The 18,957-nt window shown below is 49.2% G+C and carries 15 protein-coding genes; 4 read left to right on the top strand and 11 right to left on the bottom strand.

What is annotated here, in order from left to right; translation table 11 throughout:
• From lpxD to ACYQ0C_RS16000, 6 genes are all read right to left on the bottom strand, one after another.
• Positions 1-1,041 carry a UDP-3-O-(3-hydroxymyristoyl)glucosamine N-acyltransferase gene (gene lpxD / locus ACYQ0C_RS16025; protein ID WP_016275575.1) on the bottom strand — a complete coding sequence of 347 codons (1,041 nt, stop codon included), beginning with the start codon at positions 1,039-1,041 and terminating at the stop codon, positions 1-3.
• Between the two features lie 132 nt (positions 1,042-1,173).
• Positions 1,174-2,409 (bottom strand): HD domain-containing protein, encoded by a 1,236-nt coding sequence (locus tag ACYQ0C_RS16020; protein WP_016275576.1) that lies wholly within the window; start codon positions 2,407-2,409, stop codon positions 1,174-1,176.
• A 91-nt stretch (positions 2,410-2,500) separates the two neighbouring features.
• Positions 2,501-3,319, bottom strand: coding sequence for an orotidine-5'-phosphate decarboxylase (pyrF, locus tag ACYQ0C_RS16015; protein WP_016275577.1), 819 nt, complete (start codon positions 3,317-3,319; stop codon positions 2,501-2,503).
• Between the two features lie 76 nt (positions 3,320-3,395).
• Positions 3,396-4,505, bottom strand: coding sequence for a peptide chain release factor 1 (gene prfA, locus ACYQ0C_RS16010; protein ID WP_016275578.1), 1,110 nt, complete (start codon positions 4,503-4,505; stop codon positions 3,396-3,398).
• On the bottom strand, positions 4,505-5,671 hold the full coding sequence (locus ACYQ0C_RS16005) for an AIR synthase-related protein (protein ID WP_016275579.1): 1,167 nt from the start codon (positions 5,669-5,671) through the stop codon (positions 4,505-4,507). Before ACYQ0C_RS16005 ends, prfA begins: the two co-directional genes overlap by 1 nt.
• Before the next feature lie 274 nt (positions 5,672-5,945).
• Positions 5,946-7,625, bottom strand: a complete 1,680-nt coding sequence (locus ACYQ0C_RS16000) for a family 10 glycosylhydrolase (RefSeq protein ID WP_016275580.1) — start codon at positions 7,623-7,625, stop codon at positions 5,946-5,948.
• Positions 7,626-7,703: 78 nt separating this feature from the next.
• On the opposite strand from ACYQ0C_RS16000, the gene ACYQ0C_RS15995 reads away from it, so the two are divergent.
• From ACYQ0C_RS15995 to ACYQ0C_RS15985, 3 genes are read left to right on the top strand one after another with little or no spacing between them, the layout of a single operon-like run.
• The gene (locus ACYQ0C_RS15995; protein ID WP_016275581.1) at positions 7,704-9,125 is read left to right on the top strand and encodes a carbon starvation CstA family protein; all 1,422 of its coding nucleotides are present in this window, start codon (positions 7,704-7,706) and stop codon (positions 9,123-9,125) included.
• Positions 9,122-9,343, top strand: coding sequence for a hypothetical protein (locus ACYQ0C_RS15990; RefSeq protein ID WP_016275582.1), 222 nt, complete (start codon positions 9,122-9,124; stop codon positions 9,341-9,343). Before ACYQ0C_RS15995 ends, ACYQ0C_RS15990 begins: the two co-directional genes overlap by 4 nt.
• Before the next feature lie 18 nt (positions 9,344-9,361).
• Complete coding sequence (locus ACYQ0C_RS15985; RefSeq protein ID WP_016275583.1) at positions 9,362-9,853, top strand: outer membrane beta-barrel protein; 492 nt, start codon at positions 9,362-9,364, stop codon at positions 9,851-9,853.
• Positions 9,854-9,962: 109 nt separating this feature from the next.
• Here ACYQ0C_RS15985 and ACYQ0C_RS15980 read toward each other — a convergent pair whose 3' ends face one another.
• The 3 genes from ACYQ0C_RS15980 to uvrA form a co-directional block, all read right to left on the bottom strand.
• Positions 9,963-12,269: a family 20 glycosylhydrolase gene (locus ACYQ0C_RS15980; RefSeq protein WP_016275584.1), complete on the bottom strand. Its 2,307-nt coding sequence runs from the start codon at positions 12,267-12,269 to the stop codon at positions 9,963-9,965.
• 58 nt (positions 12,270-12,327) lie between these two features.
• Positions 12,328-13,359 (bottom strand): endonuclease/exonuclease/phosphatase family protein, encoded by a 1,032-nt coding sequence (locus tag ACYQ0C_RS15975; protein WP_016275585.1) that lies wholly within the window; start codon positions 13,357-13,359, stop codon positions 12,328-12,330.
• An 82-nt stretch (positions 13,360-13,441) separates the two neighbouring features.
• The gene (uvrA, locus tag ACYQ0C_RS15970) at positions 13,442-16,243 is read right to left on the bottom strand and encodes an excinuclease ABC subunit UvrA (RefSeq protein WP_175271278.1); all 2,802 of its coding nucleotides are present in this window, start codon (positions 16,241-16,243) and stop codon (positions 13,442-13,444) included.
• A gap of 81 nt (positions 16,244-16,324) precedes the next feature.
• Between uvrA and ACYQ0C_RS15965 the strand changes: the two genes are divergently transcribed.
• Positions 16,325-17,824: a glycoside hydrolase family 10-like protein gene (locus ACYQ0C_RS15965; protein WP_016275587.1), complete on the top strand. Its 1,500-nt coding sequence runs from the start codon at positions 16,325-16,327 to the stop codon at positions 17,822-17,824.
• A 13-nt stretch (positions 17,825-17,837) separates the two neighbouring features.
• Here the strand turns inward: ACYQ0C_RS15965 and ACYQ0C_RS15960 are convergent, their stop codons facing one another.
• Positions 17,838-18,410 carry a chromate transporter gene (locus ACYQ0C_RS15960; protein WP_016275588.1) on the bottom strand — a complete coding sequence of 191 codons (573 nt, stop codon included), beginning with the start codon at positions 18,408-18,410 and terminating at the stop codon, positions 17,838-17,840.
• Positions 18,407-18,955 carry a chromate transporter gene (locus ACYQ0C_RS15955; RefSeq protein WP_016275589.1) on the bottom strand — a complete coding sequence of 183 codons (549 nt, stop codon included), beginning with the start codon at positions 18,953-18,955 and terminating at the stop codon, positions 18,407-18,409. Before ACYQ0C_RS15955 ends, ACYQ0C_RS15960 begins: the two co-directional genes overlap by 4 nt.
• Positions 18,956-18,957: the final 2 nt, after the last annotated feature.

Genomic DNA, 18,957 nt, shown 5'->3' with positions numbered 1-18,957 from the left:
TTATTTATTTAATTGTTTTTTTAATTCTTCTATTTCTTTCTGCATGGCGTTCAGCGTGGTGTAAATTTCGGGTAGTTTCTTGTAAACAGCCGATGATTTCATGAAATTCTTGGCATCGATGGCCGGAGTGCCTAGAATTTGCTCGTTGGATTTCACGTTGCCGGGAACGCCTGCTTGTGCGCCTATGCCTACCTTGTCACCTATCTTGATATGTCCGGCCAGTCCTACTTGCCCGCCGAACATACACCATTCGCCTACTTTGGTAGAGCCTGCGATGCCCACTTGTGATGCCATGACAGTGTGGCTTCCTACTTCCACATTGTGTGCTATCTGGATCAGGTTGTCCAGTTTCACTCCTTTATGTACGATCGTGGCACCCATGGTGGCACGGTCTACACAGGTATTGGCGCCAATCTCCACATCATCTTCTATAATGGCTATGCCTATCTGTGGAATTTTCTCGTATCCTTCGGGAGAGGGTGCGAATCCGAATCCGTCAGCACCGATTACACAGCCGGCATGCAGGGTACAGTTGTTTCCTACCAGACAGTCGTGATAGACGGTGGCATGTGGATAAAGTATACAGTTGTTACCTACCTTGGCATGGCTTCCTACGGTAGCGTGCGGGTGGAGGGCAGTGTTGTCACCAATCTCAGCGCCATCGCCTACACAGGCAAACGGAGCGATATATACATCCTTCCCCAACTTCGCAGTAGGGGCAATGTATGCCAGCGGATCTATACCGGTCTTTTTAGGTTTGCTCATTTCATAGAGCGTCAGTAATTTGGCCAGACTTTCGTAGGCGTTATCTACCTTGATCAAGGTAGCTTTTACTTCTTGCTCGGGAACGAAATCTTTGTTTACCAACACAATGGTAGCCTGAGTATCGTAAATGTAATGAGTATACTTAGGATTTGAAAGAAAAGAAATCGCTCCCGGCATACCTTCTTCTATTTTAGCAAAAGTATGCACAGTTGCGTTTTCATCGCCAACAATAATTCCCTGGATGTATTCCGCAATTTGTTTAGCTGAGAACTCCATAATACTGTCTAATTCTTTATGTTCTAAATGTTTCAGTTTTGTTACTTACGTGTTACATGTCAGTGTAAACACATTATTAATTATGCAAATTACGCATTTTTTTTTTATATATCCGTACAATTCGCTAATTATTTAATGCCCGTCGTTTTCGGAACGTAGGTAACATATATAATATTTCTTGACTTTTCGGGAGAGGAGGGAGATGTTGAGCATATCCGATGCCTTGGCTATGTCGCGGGTACTTCCATCTTTATAAATGATTTCAATACTGTCATCTTCCTTTTTGTACATGTTATTTTCTATGCTGGAAGTGGATAGAAAATAATTCGCTTCTTTTTTGCTGATATTCAGTTGTTTACTAATTCTGGAGAGGATCTCTTCCTTCCGCGGTCTTGTGATGGGAGAGGAGGCTACCTCTACTTTGAACAGCCTTCTGTTGATCATTCCGCGGCTCAGTGTGGATAGTACCACATCGCTGTGATTGCTCCAAACTTTCAGTGCTGTCCAGATGTCATTGTCATCTAATTGAATAAAATTTTCAAGACAATCCGGATTTTTATAAAATTCCTTTTTATCGATTGGATGATATAAAAAGAATCTTAAAGCGGGCGAGGCGAACAGCTCCACGCCACGTAAAGCTAATTCCTTTGCTCGTGTCAGGGTGCTGATCATCATTTTTTCGCAGGCTACGGATGTCTTGTGCAGATATACCTGCCAGTACATCAGGCGGCGGGACATCAGGAAGTTTTCGATGGAGTAAATGCCTTTGGACTCTACTACCAGGTGGTCGTCTTTTACATCAAGCATTTTGATGATGCGGGCGGATCCGATATTGCCTTCGGATACACCGGTATAGAAGCTGTCACGCCGCAGATAGTCCAGACGATCCATATCCAACTGGCCGCTGACCAGCTGGTGCAGGAATTTCTTGGGGTATTCGTCTTTGAATATCTGTATGGCAAGATTGAGTTGACCTTTCATGTCCTTGTTCATGCGTTCCATCAGCATCAGGGAGATTTCTTCGTGTGAAACGCCTCCTGCCAATGTGTTTTCCAGTACATGGGAGAAAGGGCCGTGTCCGATGTCGTGCAGCAGGATGGCGGCTTGTACGGCTTCCGCTTCGCTGTCAAAGATGAAATTGCCTTTGGCGGTGAGGTGCTTGATCGTTTCGCTCATCAGGTGGAAAGCACCCAGCGAGTGTTGGAAACGGGTATGCTGTGCCCCCGGATATACAGCAGAGGACAGACCCAGTTGCTTGATGCGGGTAAGGCGTTGCAGCAATGGGTGGCATACAATGTCGTATAACAACCCCTTCGGGATGTTGATAAACCCGAAGACGGGGTCGTTTATTATTTTTCGGTCACTCATGGGGGGGGAATTATTCAATGTGCCAATTTGTTAATTTGCCGATGTGTGCGCTATGGTATCCGCATGGCAATTGACACATTGGCACATTGTCTTATTGGCACATTATTTTTTCCATCTGTGCCTGGACTTTCTGAGCTTCTTGTCCGGCTACGGTTGCGAAGTTCTCGGTCTTGTCCGCATAGATGATGGCGCGGCTTGAGTTGACAATCAGTCCGCAAGTACTGTTCATGCCATATTTGCAGACTTCCTCCAGAGAACCTCCTTGTGCGCCGATGCCCGGTACCAGCAGGAAGTGGTTGGGAACAATTTTACGGATGTCTTCGAAAGCGCGTCCTTGAGTGGCGCCTACTACGTACATCATGTTTTCGTCGTTGGCCCATTCTTGTGATTTACGTAACACTTTTTCGAAAAGGCGTTCGCCGTTGGCGTCCTCGGTCAGCTGGAAGTCGTGCGAACCCTTGTTGCTGGTCAGAGCCAGCAGAATGACCCATTTGCCTTCGTAACTCAGGAAGGGGGTCACGCTGTCCTCGCCCATGTAGGGGGCTACGGTGACTGAGTCGATGTCCAGTTCTTCAAAGAAGGTACGGGCATACATGGCCGAAGTGTTTCCGATATCGCCACGTTTTGCATCGGCAATGATGAACTGGTCGGGATAGTTTTCCTTGATGTAGGATACTGTCTTCTCGAAAGCGATCCATCCTTTTACGCCCATACTTTCATAAAAAGCCAGATTGGGCTTATAGGCGATGCAGTAAGGGGCGGTAGCGTCAATGATGGCTTTGTTGAAGGCGAAGATCGGATCTTCTTCTTTCAACAAATGTTCGGGGATCTTCTTTATGTCGGTGTCCAGTCCTACACAGAGGAATGATTTTTTCTTTTGGATATTTTCAAATAATTGTTGCTTGTTCATGATTACATTTACAATTTTATGATTTACAATTCGAGTTATTATTCACCACTAACCACTAATCATTCACCACTCACCATTACAACTCGCTCTCTTTCAGTCGTTCTGCGTTTTCGGCCACTGTCAGATGGTCGATGCAGTCCTGAATGTCGCCGTCCATAAAGGCGGCCAGGTTATAGATGGTATAGTTGATGCGGTGGTCGGTGATGCGTCCCTGCGGATAATTGTAGGTACGTATCTTAGCCGACCGGTCGCCGGTAGATACCATTGTCTTGCGTTTGCTGGCTATGTCATCAATGTACTTCTGGTGTTCCTTATCATATATAAAGGTACGCAGGCGCGAGAGGGCGCGTTCTTTATTCTTCGGCTGGTCGCGGGTTTCGGTACATTCTATCAGAATTTCCTCTACTACGCCGGTGTTGGGGTTTTTCCAGTTGTAGCGCAGGCGCACTCCGGATTCCACCTTGTTCACATTCTGTCCGCCGGCTCCCCCGCTTCGGAAGGTGTCCCATTTGATTTCGCCCTCGTTGATTTCCACATCAAACGGTTCGGCTTCGGGCAATACGGCGACTGAGGCTGCCGAGGTATGCACGCGTCCTTGTGTTTCGGTAGCCGGAACGCGCTGCACACGGTGAACGCCCGATTCGTATTTCAGCGTGCCATATACTTTGTCTCCGGTTACGGAGCAGATGATTTCCTTGAAACCTCCGGCTGCACCTTCGTTGGCACTGGATACTTCCAGCTTCCAGCCTTTCGTCTCGCAATATTTGGTGTACATGCGGAACAGGTCGCCGGCAAAGATGGCGGCTTCGTCACCTCCCGTACCGCCACGGATTTCCAGAATGGCGTTGCGGTCATCCTGCGGATCGGCAGGGACAAGCAGCAGTTTGATTTCCTCTTCCAGTTCCGGGATGCGGGCTTCGCAGAGGTTTGCTTCCTCGCGTGCCATTTCCTTCATCTCGGGATCGGATTCGGTGGTCATAATCTGCTTGGCCTCTTCCAGCCCGCTCAGGCATTGCATGTATTCTTTGCGGGCCTTCATGATGTCATTCAGGTCCTTGTATTCCTTGGTGAGCTTGACATAGCGTTTCTGGTCCGTTATGACATTCGGGTCTGTAATGAGGGTGGAAACTTCCTCAAAGCGGGCTACCAGCCCGTCTAGTTTTTCTAAAAGTGTACTTTCTGCCATTAATATCTGAATTCTCCAAATTCACTCTTGATAATCAATTCCTTCTTGTCACTTTCTTCTATGCGTCCCACAATTTGTGCGTCGATATTAAACGACTTGCTGATAGCGATCACTTCTTCAGCATGCTCCGGTGACAGGTAAACTTCCAGACGGTGGCCCATATTGAACACCTTGTACATTTCTTCCCAATCCGTACCGCTTTGTTCCTTGATGGTCTTGAACAACGGAGGAACAGGGAACAGGTTGTCCTTCACCACACGTACATCGCCTACAAAATGCAGAATCTTGGTCTGTGCGCCGCCTGAGCAGTGAACCATACCGTGAATTTCGGGACGAAGCGCATCCAACAGTTTCTTCACTACCGGAGCATACGTACGGGTGGGTGAGAGTACCAGTTTTCCTGCATCCAGCGGACTGCCTTCCACGGGGTCTGTGAGTTTCAAGCCTCCGCTGTAGACCAGTTCTTCGGGAACAGCCTTGTCATAGCTTTCGGGATATTTCTCTGCCAGATATTTCGCGAACACATCGTGACGGGCGCTGGTGAGTCCGTTGCTGCCCATACCGCCGTTATATTCCTTCTCGTAAGTGGCTTGTCCGTAAGATGCCAGACCGACAATGACGTCACCCGGACGGATGTTGGCATTGTTGATGACATCTGCGCGCTTCATGCGGCAAGTCACGGTAGAATCTACGATGATGGTGCGGACCAGGTCGCCCACATCGGCCGTTTCGCCACCGGTGGCATAAACGCCTACTCCCATTTCGCGGAGTTCGGCCAGCAGTTCGTCCGTTCCGTTGATGATGGCGGAAATCACTTCACCCGGAACGAGCAGTTTGTTGCGTCCGATGGTGGATGAAACCAGAATGTTGTCGACAGCACCTACACACAGCAGGTCATCAATGTTCATGATCAGTGCATCTTGTGCAATGCCTTTCCATACGCTCAGGTCGCCTGTCTCTTTCCAGTACAGGTAGGCCAGTGACGATTTGGTTCCTGCGCCGTCGGCGTGCATGATGTTGCAATATTCGGGGTCTCCGCCCAGAATATCAGGGATGATTTTACAGAAAGCTTGAGGGAAAATACCTTTGTCAATGTTCTTAATGGCGTTGTGCACATCTTCCTTGGATGCTGACACACCGCGCTGCATGTATCGTTGATTGCTCATGAGTTATATATTTGGTTCAATTGAATGTGCAAAAATACGGATTATTTTGCTTATAGCCTTGGGTTTTGATATAAAAATAGTCTCCTTGTTCTAAAATACTATTTCCGGCGGACGCTGGAATTGCGTCCGCCTCAAGGTGGATATGTGTCCGCTTCAGGGTGGATATGCGTCCGGCGCCTGTTGGACGGTCGGATAGACAGGAAGAGTGCTGTAATTCTTCCTGTTACGAACGGCAAAAGATACTGTCAGGAGGTGCGATAGCTGCTGTTGTTCTTTATTTCAGGATGATTCCTACAAAGCTCCGGACACCTGTGCGGTCCACCTTCTGTACGGTATAGAATCCGGAGGGCAATGAGGCGATGGAGAGTGGACGGGCATACTTCATGCAACTTGCTTCCTCGCCGGTGGCGGTGAGAATCCGGATGGTTTCCGCGTCCTTCATCTCGGGCAGAAGAAGCATGTTTCCTTCGTTCAACAGCGGCATATCCAGTTCCGATGCGGTGTTCAGTTCCAGCGGTGTGCTTTCGTTGCCGAAGCGGTCGGCGGCGGTTACGGCAAAGTAACGTTTCTGCCGCCAGGGTGCGGAGGGGAGGTATTCGTATGCCGTATGGGTGAGACGGGTTTCCAGGAGGTTGCCTGCCTGCGTGATATCCACCGGACAGGTGTCCGAGGCGTAGAGGTGATAGGTGACAGGACTTCCGCTGTTGTCGGTGGAGGCCTGCCAGCTCATACGCATCTTGCCGTCCGGCAGAAGTTGCAGTGAGGGTGCGGACGGGGCGGACGGGGCGATGCTGTCCATCCACGTCATGGGAGGGACAAGTGCCGGTGTGGTATAGAAGTTCTCTTGCAGTTCGTCCAGGAGTCCTTTGGTATTGTCCAACAGGAAGCGGTTGCGGAAATAAGCTTGCCCGTCCAGCCGGATCTGCCGGGTGAAATGAAGTTGGCGGACAATCTCGTCCAATGGCCAGTTCTGTTCGTGGGGCGAGAGGAAGTAAATGCCCAGTCCGGGCACTATCCAGCGGTTGCCGCAATTCTCTTTCCAGTCCAGTGCGAACGGATAGAAATTGTTTCCTTGAAAATACATCATCGGGAACAAGGCGTCATGAATACCTTCTTTCAGCCATTTCTGGGCATCTTGGTAAACTGCATGATAAGCGTTCCAGCCACGGGAGGGATATCGGCTGGTATCCCGGTATTTGCCGACGGGGGAGCTGCTCACTTTGACCCAGGGCTTGAGGGCCTTGATGTCGGTATAGAGCCTGCGTACAATCTCCGTGATGTTGTCGCGCCGCCATTGCTTCAGCTCCTTGCCTTTGCCGTATTTCCGGTAGGTGTCCTTGTCGGGAAAGCGGTCGGCTTGTTCGGGGTAGCGGATGTAGTCGAAATGGATGCCGTCTATGTCATAACGCGAAGTTATTTCTTTTACGATGCGTGACAGATACTCCCGGGTCTCCGGATTTCCCGGATCCAGGTACCAGTTGCCTTTGTATAGTTTACAGATCTTCCGGTTCTTCCGTACCACGGAGTTGCGTCCCAGCAATTGCACCTGACGGGTGTTTCCGGCAGGAATCGTAACGATCCATGCGTGCAGTTCCATGCCGCGTTTGTGGCACTCCTCGATGGCGAACGCCAGAGGGTCATATCCCGGATTCCGTCCTGTGCTGCCTGTCAGTGATTCGGCGAAAGTCTCTATGGCCGAAGGGTATATCAGGTCTCCGCGCAGGCGGGTCTGCAATAATACCGTATTGAAACGGGCGGCTTTCAGACGGTCCAGTATCTCGCACAATTCCTTTTGCTGGCGGCGGATGCCTGATGCGTTTACCGCCTTGTTGCGGGGCCAGTCCATCCCTCCCAGCGTGGTAAGCCAGGTGGCGCGGATCTCATATTTAGGCTGGGGCATTACTGGTAAAAAACTCGGTATTACTAGTAATAAAGTTATAAAGAATGTTCGCATTTGCTTTAATTTGGGGACAAAGATACGAAGTAATCAATTAATTCGTTACTTTTGCTCCGACAAAACAAAAAATAGAATATGATAACCTTTATTATTGCATTACTGGTTCTTGTAGGCGGATACTTTTTGTATGGAAGTTATGTGGAACGTGTGTTCGGCCCTGACAAGACAAGGAAGACACCTGCCCTGACCATGGCGGATGGTGTTGATTTTATTCCACTTCCTACCTGGAAGATTTTTATGATTCAGTTCTTGAATATAGCGGGCCTGGGCCCTATCTTCGGTGCCATAATGGGAGCGAAGTTCGGTACGGCGTCTTATTTGTGGATTGTCCTGGGTACTCTTTTTGCCGGGGCGGTGCACGATTATCTGTCGGGCATGCTTTCCATCCGTCATAACGGTGAGAGCCTGCCGGAGATTATCGGCCGTTATCTGGGCCTTCCCACCAAGCAGCTGATGCGCGGCTTTACGGTGGTGCTGATGATATTGGTGGGAGCGGTGTTTGTGGCAGGTCCGGCGGGGTTGCTTGCCAAGCTTACTCCGGACTACATGGATGCTACGTTTTGGATTATTGTGGTATTCCTCTATTATATGCTGGCCACGCTGTTGCCGGTGGACAAGATCATCGGAAAGATATATCCGTTGTTCGCCATCGCCTTGTTGTTTATGGCGGTGGGCATTTTGGTGATGCTGTTATGGAACCATCCGGTGTTGCCCGAAATCACGGACGGTCTGCAGAATACCCATCCTGCAGGATTGCCCATATTCCCTATCATGTTTGTTTCTATTGCCTGTGGGGCGATCAGTGGTTTCCATGCCACCCAGTCTCCGCTGATGGCGCGCTGTATGAAGAATGAGAAGTACGGCCGTCCTGTTTTTTATGGAGCGATGGTGACCGAGGGGATCGTGGCATTGATCTGGGCGGCGGCAGCCACTTACTTTTTCCATCAGAATGGCATGGAGGAGAGCAATGCTTCGATTATTGTAGACAGCATCACCAAGGAGTGGCTGGGCACGGTAGGAGGCTTGCTGGCCATACTGGGTGTAATTGCCGCTCCTATTACCAGTGGGGATACCGCTTTGCGTTCGGCGCGTCTGATTGTTGCCGATTTTATGCATTTGGAACAAAAAAGTATAGCGAGGCGTTTATTGATTTGTATCCCTATTTTTGCGGTAACTATCGGCATCTTGTTGTACAGCCAGCGTGATGCGGCGGGATTTGACAGGATATGGCGTTATTTTGCCTGGTGTAACCAGACTCTGTCCGTGTTTACTTTGTGGGCGGTCACTGTTTTTCTGGCACGTACGAAAAAGAATTATTATATCACCCTGTTTCCTGCCTTGTTCATGACGGCTGTATGTTCTACTTATATTTGCATAGCCCCCGAAGGGTTGGCGCTCTCGGGTGCTGTCTCTTATCTGACAGGCGGCCTTTGTACGTTGGTAGCCGCTGTCGGGTTTGCAAGTTGGTATAGGAAACAAAAACAGCATGGTTTATGAGAAAATATAGAAAATCGACCTGGCTGCCTGTAGCTCTGCTGGTTTACACCACAGCGATGGCCGTTTATTTTATTCCGCGCAATACGGAAATAAGTGATATGGAAAAGTATCTCACGGTAGGTTTGTCCTATGTGATTATAGCGTTGTTATGGATGGTTCTTCGTAAGAAAGAGAAGGCGCAGGAAAGACGTGAACACGATTTGGAAAACAAAAAATAACTATTAAACGACAACATGATGAAGAAAATTTTAGTCAGTTTGCTGCTGCTGGTAGTAACCGCACTGAGCGCACACGCCCAGTTTGAGAAAGAGGTATGGTATGTGAATGCTTCGTTGACAGGACTCGACCTCTCCCATAGCAAGGATGCAGGGACAAATTTTGGTTTCGCTTTGACCGGTGGTGCATTTGTAGCCGATAATGTGGCTGTATTGCTGAATTTCAAGGGAAATTATGCGGAGCATGGAATGGATGAGACCAGCATTGGCGCACAGGGACGTTATTATTTCTCCAGTTGCGGCATTTATGGAGGATTGGGGATGGCGTATAAGCACCTTTCTTGTGTGGGATTTAAAAAGAATCTGGTTTGTCTGACACCGGAAGTCGGATATGCTTTCTTCTTGGGTAGAAATGTAACGATCGAGCCGTCTGTATATTATGATCTGAGTTTTAGTGATACGTCGGAGTTCAGCAAACTGGGATTCAAGATTGGATTCGGAATTTATTTCTGACCGGTTTAATTTTCACCACAGGTTACGCGGATTTATGAAATGGGAGGATGGGGTATAATCCAATCTGTACCGATCCGCGTAATCTGTGGTGAATGTTTTTTATTTGAGGTTAATGCGCATAGAGGTGCGTGAACGGAATTTCTTTACCGTCACTACCCATTACTCTCAATTTCAGTTGCCCGCCGTTCTGGTCGAAATAGCGTACTTCCATCGGATGGTATCCTTTGGCCAAAGCTTTCTGTCCTATTACTTCTTTAGGTCCGTGGGGATCGTCATTGTCCACTACTTGCTCGCCGTCTATAACCAATGTGCTGCCATCATCGGACAGAAGCAGGAATGTGTATATGTCGTCCTGGGGAGCGTTGAAATATCCTTTGATAATCAGTCCGATATTCCCTTTCACTTTCTTGGGGATCATGACATCTTCCACCGGATAAGTGCCGTTGACCGGAGCTTTTTCTATTTCACCGCATTTGTTTCCTTTAAATTCGTGCCAGGTAGCTTTCAGTCCCGGATTGGAGGGGGCGGCAGTTACAGAGGGAGTATATTCACTCTTGATGAAACGTGTCTTTACCCAGTCGCCTTTCTTACCGTTGGGCCGGAAGGTGCAGAAAGTAAAGTCGGTGGTTTCAGTCACTTTGATGGGGCCTTCGTAGGCAGGCGATTGCAAAGTGGGGATGCTGCCATCCGTGGTATAATGGATGCTTGCGGTGGGGTCAAGGCAAGTCACATTCACAGTTCCTTCACCGATAAAGGCGTTCACTGCGTTAAAGCCTTCCAGGTCGGGGATACGGTAATTGATGCCCATGATGTTGAGGCGTTCAAACTGACCGGCCAGTCGCTGTCTGAATCCGTTCCAGTCTTTCTGGGCCGGATCGCTCCAGCCTAGCTCGGCGATAGCCAGTAAGCGCGGAATGGCCATATACTGCATACGTGCGTTGGAAGGAATCCATTCGCACCAGATGTTTCCCTGTACTCCTAAAATCAGCGCCTGCTGTTCGGGAGTCAGGCCGTCGGCCGTATTCAGATTATAAATGCTCGCTATGGAGTTCTTGTCTTCCGCATAATCCAGATAGAACTGTCCGTTAGGAGTGAAAATGACAGGGTTGCCTTGTCCGGTAGCCTGGGCGGCCGCGTCTTTTACCCAGCTGCGCCACCACATCACGGTAGCCGTTTTGGACAATCCGCCTTCAATGATTTCATCCCAGCCTATCATTTCTTTGCCTTTTTCGTTAAAGAATCTCTCCATGTCATGGATGAACCATGATTGCAGCTCTTCTTCTGTCTTCAGGTTATTGTCGCGCATACGCTTCTGGCAGTCCGGACATTTTTTCCAATTGGTCTTTTCCACCTCATCGCCTCCTATATGTACATACTTATAGGGGAAAAGGTCTATCAGTTCTGCGTAAATGTTCTTGCAGAATTCCAGCGCGGAGTCTTTTCCCGGACAAACAGGCGAGGAGAAAGTGCTTCCCCAGCCGGTCTCGTTGAAACAGGAAACGCCCTCGTAGTTGCTTACGGCGGCCAGCATGTGTCCCGGCATGTCTATTTCGGGAACAATGTCTATGCCTCGTACTTTGGCGTATGCTATGACGTCCTTGATGTCTTCCTGGGTGTAGTAGCCTCCATACAGGGTGTCACCTTCTACAATGCGTATCTTGTCTTCGGGAATCGCCATGTCCGGATTGTCGTTGGCTTTGGCCAGGCGTATGCATTCACGGTCGTGTGAGTTGAATTTGCGCCATGCTCCTTTTTCGGTCAGCAGAGGGTATTTCTTGATTTCGATGCGCCATCCCTGGTCGTCGGTCAGATGCCAGTGGAACTTGTTCATCTTGTACAGGGCCATGACGTCCAGCAATTCCTTTACTTCCCGGGGGGTGTAGAAATGGCGGGATACGTCCAGCATGATGCCTCTCCATTCAAAGCGGGGGGCGTCCTGGATGGTGACGGCCGGTATGGCCCAGTCTATACCTTTCACTGTTTCTTTCGATTCTATTTGTGGGGGGAACAGTTGCCTGAGGGATTCGATACCGGCAATGACACCTCCGTAGGAGTTACCGGTGATGCATACCTTGTCGGGTCCGGCTGTCAGGGTGTATGCTCCTTCTTTCCCCTGGACATCGCCCAGGGCAAGGGTGATGGTTCCTTCGCCCTCTTTCACCTTGAGGTGGTAGCCGGTGGCGCCGGAGAGTATGCCGGCCAGATACTCGGCTGCGGGAACCAGTCCGGAGTCAATGACACCGATGGTGGTATTGCTTTTCAGGACAAAGGCCTGGTTTGTTTCCTCCAGCTGGCTGGTTACAGGGACAATGGATACTTCTTTCGTTACAGGGGGAGTACTGGTACATGCTCCCAACATGAGTGCGCCCGCTAACATGCAGGTACCCATCAGCTGCTTATGCGTATATTTGATCATTATGGTAATAAATTAGGTTATTTGGACAAAGATAACGGAAATATCGGTAAAAACGATATTATTCGGCGGAATATTGGAATGTGATCCATACTCCTTTGTGATCTGTAGGCCATACTCCCAAGGGTTCTATAAACTGATCTTTGGATGTTTCCTGAACGCGCTGTGAACGGACAATGGAGCCTTTCGGTCCGAAAACGGCGGCGTCTTTCACCTTCAGTCCTTTTTCGGGATAATACCAAATGTAATCTATGCGGTCGCGCTCGTCGGCTTTGGGCGCCCAGGTTATTTTTTCTGCGGGCTTTGCCGGGTTGTCCGAGGGGTAAGTGAAGCCGGGATAGTTCAATACATCCGGATAAAATTCGCGGTAAGCGTCTTTCAGTCCGGCTTCTTCCAGCAGGACGGGAACAGTCCAGGGAATCACCAAGCCGTGATGGTCATACAAGTCTTTGGTCTCCTCGATCCAGTCCTGATGGGAGGGTTCGTTGAAATCTCCTCCCAGAATGATGGTGTAGCCGGCTGCGCGGTCTTTTTTTGCCTGCTCAATGAATAGTTTGATGGCATCGTCTCGTTGCGAGGCTACATTTCTTTCCAATACTTCCTCTACGGTGGTGGGGATAGGAATTTCCTCCCAGGTAGAGCCGTCGTATCCGCGTACGTTATAATAAGCGTCATCCAGATAATCAAGATGGGCGGTATAAACGGCCATCTTGCGTCCGTTCATGTCGGTTGTAAGGCGATAGATGCTGCCGTGGTCGTCCTTTTCGGGGAAAACGGTCAGTGAGTCGGTGATGGGGTAGCGGCTTAGCAGGCCTGTATCGTAGGTGTAGAAGGAGTAATAGGTTTCTCCTTTTTCCTTTAATGATTGCACCAGGCGGGCGGTGAAGTTGGTGTTCTCGTAATTACGCACCTCGCTCAGTGTGACGAAGTCCGGACGAAGACGGGCTATTTCATTCACAATGGCATCGTAACCGCCGGGAATCACTGTTCCCTCCTGCCAGATATTCCATTGAAGGACCGTGAATTCTTTTTCTTTTTGTGAGCATCCCGACAGGAAGGGGAATAATAAGAGCAGTAAAAAAAGTTTTTTCATATTTTGTTGATTTATAAGGTTGTCAATTCCATATCAAGTTCACCACAGAGGACTCTTAGGGCTATCTGTGGTGAATGAGGGATCAGTCAGGAGAATTCATCTCCAGTTTTTCTTTCAAGAACTGTCCCGTATAAGATGCCGCACATGCCGCAACCTCTTCCGGAGTACCCGCAACGACCAGGTTTCCTCCCATATTTCCTCCTTCGGGTCCTAGGTCAATCACATGGTCGGCGCATTTTATCACATCCATGTTATGCTCGATGATGATAATGGTATGTCCGCGGCTGATCAAGGCGTCGAATGCCTCCAGCAACTTCTTGATATCGTGGAAATGCAGGCCTGTAGTCGGTTCATCGAATACAAAAATGGTAGGCTGCGCTTTCTCTATGCTCAGAAAATACGCCAGCTTCACACGTTGGTTCTCGCCACCGGAAAGGGTGGAGGAGGCTTGTCCCAGTTTGATGTATCCCAGCCCCACTTCCTGCAAGGGGAGCAGTTTCTTCACGATCTTCTTCTGTCCGTGTCCGGTGAAGAACTCGACGGCCTGGTTCACTGTCATTTCCAGAATATCATAGATGTTCTTATCCTGGAACTTCACCTCCAGCGTGTCGCTCTTGAAACGTTTTCCATGACAGGATTCACATTCCAATACCAAATCGGCCATGAACTGCATTTCAACGGTTACCGTACCATCGCCTTTGCATTCCTCGCAGCGGCCGCCTTCGGTGTTGAACGAGAAATATCCGGCCGTATATCCCATTTGTTTGGCCAGGGGCTGCTCGGCGAAGAGCTTGCGGATTTCATCGTATGCTTTCACATAGGTCACCGGGTTGCTTCGCGATGATTTTCCGATCGGGTTCTGGTCAACAAACTCAATGTCTTTCACCAGTTGTATATCCCCTTCCAACGAGAGAAACTCGCCCGGCCGCTCGCTGCCCTCACTATATTCGCGTTTCAGCGCCCTGTAGAATACATCACGCACCAGCGTACTCTTTCCCGAACCGCTGACACCCGTCACTACCGTCATGACATTCAGCGGGAATTTTACGTCAATGCCCTTCAGGTTGTTTTCACGTGCGCCTTTTATTTCTATATAATTGTTCCACGGGCGGTGGCACCGGGGAACCTCTATGTTTTCTTCTCCCAACAGATAGCGCACTGTATAGCTGCTGCTGTCTTTTTGAAGGTCGCTCATGTTGCCTTGATAGACGATCTGTCCTCCCAGGCGTCCTGCCTGAGGACCGATGTCGATGATATAATCGGCGGCACGGATGATTTCCTCATCATGCTCCACCACTACCACGGTGTTTCCCAGTTCCTGCAACTGGCGGAGAACTTTGATCAGCCGGTCGGTGTCACGGCTGTGTAGTCCGATGCTGGGTTCGTCCAGAATATAGAGCGAGCCTACCAGGCTGCTGCCCAGTGAGGTGGCCAGATTGATGCGCTGGCTTTCACCGCCGGAGAGCGAGTTGCTGAGGCGGTTCAGTGTGAGATATCCCAGACCTACATCCATCAGGAAATGGATGCGGTTGGTGATTTCCGTCAGAATCCGTTTGGCGATGGCGGTGTCATGTGCATCCAGTTCCAGTGTGCGGAAGAATTCTTTTAAGTCATGAATGGGCAGGTCCACCAGTTCGGAGATGGATTTGCCGCCTACCTTTACATAGCCGGCTTCTTTTTTCAACCGGGTTCCGTGGCAGACGGGACAAATGGTTTTCCCCCGGTAGCGTGCCAGCATCACCCGGTATTGTATCTTGTACTGGTTTTCTTCCAGCATTTTGAAGAAGGAGTCGATGCAGGCCTTCTCCCTGGGTCCGTGCCACAGGTAATCTTTCTGTTCCTGTGTCAGTTCATAATAAGGAGCGAAGATGGGGAAATCGTGGGCGGGAGCTTCGTGGATGAATGCTTGCAGCCATTCTCCCATCTTTTCGCCACGCCAGCAAAGGACGGCTCCGTCATATACACTCAGGGCGCGGTTGGGGATCACCAGATGTTCGTCTATCCCTATCACTTTGCCGAACCCTTCGCATTCGGGGCAGGCGCCCAGAGGGGAATTGAAGGAGAACATCTGATCGTTCGGCTCCTCGAACTTGATTCCGTCCGCCTCGAATTTGGTGCTGAAGGAGAACAGTTGCGTACTTCCGTCGGCAGAATAGAAGCGGAGCAGGCAGTTCCCGTCTCCTTCGTACATGGCGGTCTCGGCAGAGTCGGTGAGGCGGCTGATGCTGTCTTTGCTGTCATCTGCCGTCATGCGGTCTACCAGCAGATAGATGTTTTGTTTTTTATCTCCGTCAGTTGTTTGTTGCAGGAAGTCTTCTATACGGACTATCTCGCGGTTCACTTCCACACGGGTGAATCCTTGTTTGAAGTCCATTTCCAGTTGTTGCGCCAATGTGCGGCCCTCACGGGGCATCATAGGGGTGAGCACCGTGTACTTCGTTCCTTTGGGAAAGGAGAGCATACAGTTTACGATATCTTCGATGCTGTGCTTCTTCACCAGCTGGCCGCTGACGGGAGAATAGGTCTTTCCCACGCGTGCATAGAGCAGTCGCAGGTATTCGTAGATCTCGGTGGAAGTCCCCACGGTGGAACGCGGATTACGGCTGTTCACCTTTTGTTCGATGGCGATGGCGGGCGGTATGCCTTTGATGAAATCGCACTCGGGCTTGCTCATACGGCCCAGGAACTGGCGGGCGTAGGAGGACAGGCTTTCTACATAGCGCCGCTGGCCTTCGGCGTACAATGTGTCAAAAGCCAATGATGATTTTCCGGAACCGGACAGGCCTGTGATCACGACCAGCTTGTTGCGTGGTATATCGACATCAATGTTTTTCAGGTTGTTTACCTTTGCTCCTTTTATGGATATATAGTTACTTTCTGACATTCTTTATTGAATTTGATTGAATATGCAAAGATAATTATAAGTTTTCTTATCTTTGCAAGCGTATTAAACAAGAATAACAAAATGAGAGCAAAAACTATTCTTCTTTTATTGATAGCACTACTTTTTACTTCTGTTGTCAGTGCTCAGACACGTTACCCCAAACGTGAGTTCCGCGGTGCATGGATTCAGTGTGTGAACGGACAGTTCCAGGGAATGCCGGCAGAGAAGATGCAGCAGTTATTGATAAACCAGCTAAACAGTCTGCAAGGTGCGGGCATTAATGCGATAATTTTCCAGGTACGCGCGGAGGCCGATGCCTTGTATAAATCTTCTTATGAGCCGTGGAGCCGCTTCCTTACAGGAGTGCAGGGCAGGATGCCGTCACCTTACTGGGACCCCATGCAGTTCATGATAGACGAGTGCCACAAACGCGGTATGGAGTTTCATGCCTGGATCAACCCTTACCGTGCCAAGACGAAAGGAACGGCTGCCTTGTCACCCATTCATCCGTACAATCAGCATCCGGAGCTTTTTGTGAAATATGCAGGCCAGCTTTATTTTGATCCGGCTTTGCCCGAGAACCGCAAGTATATTTGTAAGATCGTGCGCGACATCGTTACCCGTTATGATGTGGACGCCATCCACATGGACGATTATTTCTATCCTTATCCCAATCCCGGTGAGGATTTTCCGGATAATGTCAGTTTCGCGCAATATGGCCGCGGATATAGTAACAGAGCCGACTGGCGCCGCGACAACGTGAATGTGCTGATCAAGGAAATCCACGAGACTGTGCGCGAGTGCAAGCCGTGGGTGAAGTTCGGTGTTTCTCCTTTTGGCATCTACCGCAACAAGAAAAGCGATCCGAACGGCAGTGACACACGCGGTCTTCAGAATTATGATGATTTGTATGCCGATGTGCTGATGTGGATCAATAACGGTTGGGTGGATTACAATATTCCTCAGATCTATTGGGAGATAGGCCATCCTGCCGCCGACTATGACAACCTGATACATTGGTGGGCGAAACACGCCGCTTCGCGTCCGCTCTTTATCGGCCAGGATGTGATGCGTACGGTGAACAAGGCGGACGCCCGTAATCCGTTGCAAAACCAGATGCCTGCCAAGATGAAGTTGCAGCGCTCCCTTCCTACCGTACAGGGAAGCTGCCAATGGTATGCGGCTGCTGTGGTGGATAATGCCGGCAATTACCGCACGATGCTGGAAAAAGAATATCACCGTTATCCGGCCCTGATTCCCGAATCTCCTTTTATGGACGATAAGGCTCCGGGCAAAGTAAAGAAGGTGAAGATGGTATGGACGTATGAGGGCCCGGTGCTCTTCTGGACCGCTCCGAAAGCAAAAGACGAGATGGACAAGGCGGTGCAGTATGTGGTTTATCGCTTTGATAAGAAAGAAAAAGTCAATCTGGACGATGCTTCGCACATTGTGGCCATTACCCGCGATCATTTTTACCCGTTGCCTTATAACGATGGAAAAACGAAATTCCAGTATGTGGTGACAGCGTTGGACCGCTTGCACAATGAGTCCAAAGGTACTAAAAAGAAAGTGAAACTGTAAAAAGCGGCGTGTTTCAGTAAAGCAGGAATCCTGCCACTCCGCAAAGTATGATCATCAATATGGGATTTATCTTGTACTTTCGTGTCCCTATAAAGGTAACAAGAAAAATAATTATACTGATGATGAATTGATACAAATCTATCTGGTAGCTGCCGAAGTTCTCAGCATTCATCAAGACGAGCGCGGCGGCTGCCAGCAGACCTACCACTGCCGGACGCAATCCTTTGAATACGGCTTCTACAACCGGATGCTTTTGGTATTTCAGAAAGAACCGGCTGATGACTATCATCAAGATGAACGATGGGAAAACTACGGCAAAAGTGGCAATGCAAGAACCGAATATGGCCCATCCCTCACTGTACCCTGCATTCAACACCGCAGTATATCCCACATAGGTGGCGGAGTTGATGCCGATGGGACCCGGGGTCATCTGGCTGATGGCGATGATGTCTGTAAATTCACTGGCGCTGATCCAATTATATCTTGTCACTACTTCTCCTTGTATCATGGACAGCATGGCATATCCTCCTCCGAAACCGAAGAGGCCTATCTTGCAAAATGTATAGAATAAATATAGAAAAATCATTTGGATGAATATTTATGTTTGTACTTTCCGTATATAAAACCTCCCACACCTGCCATAATGATAATGTACACAGGCGATACGCCCAACAACCAGATGAGCAATGCGGAAACGACCGGTATCCAGATGGTGTAACGGTTTATCTTGGCCGATTTTGCCATGGAGAAAGTAGGGGCTGCGATAAGGGCCACTACTGCCGGACGGATTCCCTTGAATATATTCTCTACTATCTGGTATTGCTTGAACTGCTGGAAGAACAGGGCGATTGCCAACATAATAAAGAAGGAGGGGAGTATGGTACCCAAGGCCATTGCCAGCGCCCCACGGAACTTGCGCAATTTATATCCGATGAATATGGCTATGTTTACAGCGAATATTCCGGGCACAGACTGAGCGAGGGCCAATAAATCAATAAAGTCCTCTTTGTCGATCCATTTCCGCTTGTCCACTATTTCATCTTGAATTAGAGGAACCATGGCATATCCTCCGCCGATGGTAAATAATCCTATCTTTAAGAAGATAAGGAATGATTGTAGATAGAAATTCATTT

Source organism: Phocaeicola sartorii JCM 17136 = DSM 21941 (genome assembly GCF_054653615.1).
Note: the sequence above shows the minus strand (reverse complement) of the source record. Positions and strands in the feature narration are given on the sequence as shown.